The 4,411-nt window shown below is 72.0% G+C and carries 2 protein-coding genes; one reads left to right on the top strand and one right to left on the bottom strand.

Going from position 1 to position 4,411, the window contains the following annotated elements; all coding sequences use genetic code 11:
- The first annotated feature begins 76 nt into the window (after positions 1–76).
- Positions 77–2,398 (top strand): UvrD-helicase domain-containing protein, encoded by a 2,322-nt coding sequence (locus tag KDM41_17380; protein MCB1185195.1) that lies wholly within the window; start codon positions 77–79, stop codon positions 2,396–2,398.
- 22 nt (positions 2,399–2,420) lie between these two features.
- On the opposite strand, the gene KDM41_17375 is transcribed toward KDM41_17380, so the two are convergent.
- The coding region (locus KDM41_17375) for a M1 family metallopeptidase (GenBank protein ID MCB1185194.1) at positions 2,421–4,411 on the bottom strand (1,991 nt) is incomplete at its 5' end.

Genomic DNA, 4,411 nt, shown 5'->3' with positions numbered 1-4,411 from the left:
TGGTGGTTGCACCTCCCGACGAAACGTGGCATCTTGCACCCTCCAAGTACTCCCGCGACCGACAGATGGAGCTCCCGTGACCGACTTCCTCAACCGCATGAACGACGCCCAGCGCGCCGCCGTGACCGCCCCGGACGGACCGGTGCTGGTCGTGGCCGGCGCCGGCAGCGGCAAGACCCGCGTGCTGACCACCCGCATCCAGTGGCTCATGTCCGAGCGCGACGTGCGCGCGGGCGAGATCCTCGCCTTCACCTTCACCAACAAGGCCGCGCGCGAGATGAAGGAGCGGGTGGGCGAGACCCTCGGCGAGGGCCGCGCCCCGTTCTGGATCGGCACCTTCCACGCCACCGGCCTGAAGATCCTGCGCAGCGACGGGCACCACATCGGTATCCAGTCAGGCTTCTCCATCTTCGACACCGACGACAGCAAGCGCCTCCTGAAGCAGGTCATGGGCGACCTGAACATCGACCCCAAGCAGTTCACGCCCAACGCGACCCGTGCCGTGATCAGCAAGTGGAAGAACGAGGATATCAATCCCGCCGCGGCGCGGGCCCAGGCGCGCAGCTTCATCGACGAGAAGTACGCCGACCTGTACGAGGGCTACGTCCGGGCCCTCGACAAGAACAACGCCCTGGATTTCGACGACCTGATCCTGCGCTGCGTGCACCTCCTGGAGCAGGTCGAGCCGGTCCGCGAGAAGTACGCCGGGCGCTTCCGCCACGTGATGGTGGACGAGTTCCAGGACACCAACCCCCTGCAGTTGCTCATGGTCAAGGCCCTGTCGAGCGCCCACGGCAACGTCTTCGCCGTGGGAGACGACGACCAGAGCATCTACAGCTGGCGGGGCGCGCGCATCGAGAACATGATCCATTTCGACGACTACTTCCCGGGCGCGGCCACCTTCCGGCTCGAGCAGAACTACCGCTCGACGGGCACCATCCTCAAGGCGGCCAACGAGGTCATCGCCCACAACAAGCAGCGCAAGGGCAAGAACCTGTGGACCGCCGGCGCCGAGGGCGACAAGTTGACCGAGGAGGAGTTCTTCGACGACGAGGACGAGGCCGCGCGCCTGGTCGACATCGTGCGCGCCGAGACGTCGGGCGGGCTCACCCGGGGCGACATCACCGTGCTCTACCGCACCAACGCCCAGAGCCGCGTGCTGGAGGACGCCCTGCGGCGCGCCAGCCTGCCCTACCAGATCGTCGGCTCCCTGCACTTCTACGACCGCAAGGAGGTGCGCGATCTGCTGGCCTACCTGAAGCTGGTGGCCAATCCGGCCGATGTCATCGCCCTGCAGCGGGTGATCAACGTGCCCAAGCGCAAGATCGGCGACACCACCATCGGCCGCCTGCTGGAGCTGGCGGCGGCCCACGACCTGACGCCCGGGCAGGCCGCGGCCGACCCGGGGGTCCTGGAGCAGCAGATCGCGCCGGCGGCCTGCAGGCGCGTGCGCCAGTTCTTCGACATGGCCACGCGCTGGCGGCGCCTGGCCGCCGAGGGCGAGCCGGTGCCCGAACTCCTGACGGCGATCATCACGGACACCGGCTACCAGGGGCATCTCGAGCAGGACGACCCGGAGTCGGCGGGGACCCGGGCCGAGAACGTGGCCGAGCTCATCAACGCCGCCGCCGGCTTCCACGAGAGCTCGGGCGGCGGCACCCTCGACCAGTTCCTCGAGCAGGTGGCCCTGGTCTCGGATCCGGACACCATCCGCGACGACGAGGGGGTCGTGCGCCTGATGACCATCCACACGGCCAAGGGGCTGGAGTTTCCCGTGGTCGTCATCGCCGGCTGCGAGGACGACATCCTGCCCCACATCAACAGCGCCGAGGACGAGGCCGGTCTCGAGGAGGAGCGCCGCCTGTTCTACGTGGCGTTGACGCGGGCGGAGAAGCGCGTGTACCTGCTCCACGCGGCCCGGCGCCGGCGCTTCGGCACCTGGCAGGACAGCCTGCCTTCGCGCTTCCTGGCCGAGCTGCCGGACGAACTGGTCGAGCGGCGCCACCTGGACAGCGGCGACTCGGTGCAGGCGCCGATCGCCCGGACCCTCTTCGGGGCGGGCGGCGACGGCTGGGGCGGCGGTTCGGTGGCGCGGGAGCACCGCGGCCTCGGCGGGGGCGGCGGCCGCGGGCGCAATGGCCCGGCCGTGCGTCCGGAGGAGTGGGGCCGGCGGGGGGCGGCGCGGTCGCCGCAGCCGACCGATGCGGGCTGGGACCAGGACGTGGTCCAGGCTGCGCCCTACTACGAGGGCCAACTCGTGCGCCACGGGATCTTCGGCACCGGCACCGTCAGCCGCGTCGAGGGCGCCGGCGACGACATGCTCGTGACGGTCGACTTCCGCGACAGCGGCCGCAAGCACATCAATCCCCGCTTCGCCCCGCTGGTGCCGGTCGACTGAGCGCGCACGGGCGCCCGCGGGGTCAGCGCACCAGCACGACCCGCGGCACGACCCGGTTCGTGCCGGCGCGGAATTCCAGCAGCAGCAACCCCGACGGCAGGGCCCGCCCCCCGGGTCCGACCGGTCGCCAGGTCCAGGTCGGTGCCGTCGCCGGATCGGCCGACAGCGGTGTGGCGGGGACCCGGCCGAGGTCGAATTCCTGAACCAGCTTTCCTGATATATCGTACGTTTTGACAATGACCTGGCGCTCTTCGGCGAGAAACAGGGTGAACGTTGCACCGTCGGCTCCGGCCGGCTGGGGCACCGGTCCGCGCACCACCAGCGGCGGCGGCGGCGCGGCGGCGGGCCGCACCAGGGCACCGGCCGCCGGGTCGATGCGCACCGAGTCGACCGGGCAGGCGACCGCGAATTGCCAGGACCCGCGCCGGTCGGTCAGGAGCACGCTGAGGCGCGTGTCCCCGCACGGGCCGGACAGCACCAGGGGCAGGGGCAGCTCGAAGAGGGGGCCGTCCTGGCGCTGGGTCGCCGTCACCACCACGGTCCCCGCGGCGGGCGTTGCCCAGTCGAGGGCGACCTCGGGCACCAGGTCGGTCTCGAGCCACGGGCGGAAGAAGCCGTCGAGGCGGCGGCCGGCCGCGCGTTCGGCCGCGGCGACGAAGTCGGGCGTCGTGGTCAGGCCCCGGCGCAGGCGGGGGTCGTCGGCGTAGTCGCGCAGGAGATCGGCGAAGACCGCGTCGCCCAGCAGGCCGCGGAGCATGTGCAGCACCCAGGCGCCCTTGTCGTAGACGAGAAGGTTGGGCAGGATCGGCTCGGGGTCGGCGAGCACGCCCTCGCCGACGAAGAGGCCGGGATGGCCGTCGGCCCCGATCCCGGCCATGAAGTCGCGCAGGGCGGTTCCGCCTTCGCGCTCCTCGACCCACAGGGCCTCGGCGTAGCGGGCGAACCCCTCGTTCAGCCAGATGTCGGCCCAGGCGGCGGGCGTGAGGCTGTCGCCGAACCAGTGGTGGGCCAGTTCGTGCACGACCAGGGTCTCGTAGCGCCCGTCGCCGGTCAGCAGGAGCTGCGAGATGCTCGTGGCGGTGGTGTGCTCCATGGCCCCGATCCATTTGATCTCGGCCTGGGCGTAGCCGTACCCCGGGAAGGGCCAGGGGCCGAAGCGGTCGGCGAGGAAGCCGTACATGGCGCAGGTGGGGGCCAGGTCGTGGGCGGCGGCGGCGCTGTCCGGCGGAAAGGCGTGGAAGGTGAGGGTCAGTGGCGCCGCACCGGCCGGCGCACAGGCCTGCGACCAGGAGGCGTAGTCCGAGGCGGCCACCGAGACCAGGTAGGGCGGCAGCGGGAAGTCGGCCTCCCAGGCGAATCGGCGCCAGCCGGGGGCCGGCGATGTGATGCCGACCAGGCGACCGTTGCTCACCAGCCGCAGGGGCTCGGGCACGGCGCCGGCGAGCCGCACCCGGGCCTTGTCCTCGGGCAGGTCCTTGCACGGCCACCAGCTGTGCGCCGACCAGGGTTGGCTCATGTTCGCGATCACGGGCACGTCGTCGGACGTGTCCGCGGGTGTCCCCGCGTCGTGGGTGCGGAACATGAGGCCGGCGGCGAAGGCGCCGTGGCGGGGGGGTGCGCCGGACCACGCGAGGTTCACCGTGATGGCGGTCCCGGCGGCGGCGGGAGCGCGCAGGAACACCTCGAGCCGGGCGTCCTCGTGGCGCCAGGCCAGCTCGCCGACGCCGTCGGACGCGCTCGTCACGACCATCTCCGGCACGAGATCGAGTTGGAGGCGGTCGAGGGTCGCCAGGGCCGTGGCCCGCACACCGACGGTGCCGGTCACCGTCCGCGTGACCGGGTCGAAACGGAGGTCGAGGTCGTAGTCCGTGACATCGTAGCCGCGATCTCCCGGGGGCGGCGCCGGTTCGCCGATCCGGGCGGCGAGCGGGACGGGGCCCGCCTTGCAGACGGGCGGGGCCGGTCGCGGGGCCGCACCGGCTGGCGGGACGCCGCCGGCGAGGACCGCCACCA

The sequence above is a fragment of the bacterium genome (assembly GCA_020440705.1).
In the GTDB taxonomy this organism is placed as follows: Bacteria; Krumholzibacteriota; Krumholzibacteriia; order LZORAL124-64-63; family LZORAL124-64-63; genus JAGRNP01.
This window is presented reverse-complemented; position numbering and strand designations above follow the sequence as displayed.